Source organism: Megasphaera sp. AF13-6AC (assembly GCF_027685385.1).
GTDB classification, from domain to species: Bacteria; Bacillota; Negativicutes; order Veillonellales; family Megasphaeraceae; genus Megasphaera; species Megasphaera micronuciformis.
Genome location: NZ_JAQCUN010000203.1, coordinates 1 through 1,591 on the forward strand (window position 1 = coordinate 1; position 1,591 = coordinate 1,591).

Sequence of the window (1,591 nt, forward strand, 5' to 3'; positions counted from 1 at the left end):
TACCTAAGGATGACGAAGATGTATCGGCCTTCTTACTCACACAATTTAAAAATTACGGTATAGACGTAGAATTAAATAAAGACACGGTCTCCGTCGAAATAAAAGACGGACTCAAAGTGCTCCGTTTCAAAGACCGCTCGACAGGTGAAGAAGGCAGCGTTGCTGCTGAAGAAATTCTTATCGCTCCGGGCGTTAAACCGATGACAGATCTGTTGCACTTGGAAAATACGGATGTTACGCTTGACAAGCGTGGGTACATTGAAACGAATGAATTTCTTGAAACGGCGGCCGAAGGAATTTGGGCTCTCGGCGATATTAACGGCTTAGCTCCCTTCCGCCACAAAGCCAACTACGAAGCGGAAATCATTTCCCACAACCTCTTTGAAAATCACGAACCGAAGGATTGGCGTTGGGCCAGATACGATCTCGTCCCGGCAGTAACCTACACCTATCCTGAAGCGGCTCAAGTAGGCCTTACGGAAGCAAATGCAAAAAAAGCGGGATATGATGTAGATATTGCCGTCAACCATTACTCGACGGCAGCCAAAGGCTATGCCCTCGGCTTTGAGCAAGGCAATCCCGACGACGGTTTCGTAAAACTCGTTATCGACAAAAAAACGAAACACCTCTTGGGTGCTCATATTATCGGACATGAAGCCTCTATTCTCATCCAACCCTTCATTAACCTTATGAATGCCGGCCCCCAACCTTTTGTCATTCGTCACGAAGAAATCGCCTCACCTACAGTCAAAAAACTGCGTGAAAGCGGCCTGACCCGCAATCTCGTGCCTCAGTCCATTTACACCATCGGCGAAACCATGACGCCCCACCCGTCCTTACAGGAAATCACCATGTGGACGAGATACTACTACGAACATAAATAAGATCCATACATTAAAGCGGCTATAGCATTTTCTTCGCTATAGCCGCTTTAATGTCGCCTGTACTCCATGACCGTATCGCTACGATTTTCCCGTAATAAGGCCTGTGTCTCTTTTATCCCTTGTATTTCTCAATATTTTCCTTGATATACGATATTATTTCCTGAAAATTCAGATCTTCAGGCTTGGAGCTGTATAGTTTTTGCTTCAATTCCTGCAGTTCGTTAATAGTCGCTTCATCCGCATTAGCCCCATGGGCATACCCTAAAGCCTGAAACACGCCTTCCAACAAAACATCTTTTTGCATCAATGTAGCCATTACGGCACCTCTTTCTGTGTATATAGTACAGTGTATATGATGCGAATTATATCATATGTCGTTATGCAGGTCTTCATGTCTCACCCTATTTTTAAAAATCTGTAACCGTTTCCTGCAAAACTATGTTTTCTATTACCTGTAACATGTACATCCGACCGACAAGATTTCTTTGCCGCAAAAAGGAGCTCTCTTTCGAGAGCTCCTCCCGGAACCTGTCTATTTTCCCGATTGTTCCTGACTGTTTTGACTATCGTTTTGCTTTTCTACAAGTTTAAGGAAGTCTTTGAAGTTGTTGACCTTAACAGCCTTCCAATTGCCGTCCTTCTTTTCCATAGCAATCTCGAAGGTAAAGTCCTGGTTGAGGCTCTTTGACGTAAATGTGACAGGCACG

At 44.5% G+C, this 1,591-nt stretch carries 2 protein-coding genes; one reads left to right on the top strand and one right to left on the bottom strand.

What is annotated here, in order from left to right; all coding sequences use genetic code 11:
- A partial coding sequence (locus tag PGX78_RS08125; RefSeq protein ID WP_270446430.1) for an FAD-dependent oxidoreductase occupies window positions 1-884 on the top strand: 884 nt, incomplete at its 5' end.
- A gap of 112 nt (window positions 885-996) precedes the next feature.
- On the opposite strand, the gene PGX78_RS08130 is transcribed toward PGX78_RS08125, so the two are convergent.
- Window positions 997-1,200: a hypothetical protein gene (locus tag PGX78_RS08130; protein WP_270446433.1), complete on the bottom strand. Its 204-nt coding sequence runs from the start codon at window positions 1,198-1,200 to the stop codon at window positions 997-999.
- Window positions 1,201-1,591: the final 391 nt, after the last annotated feature.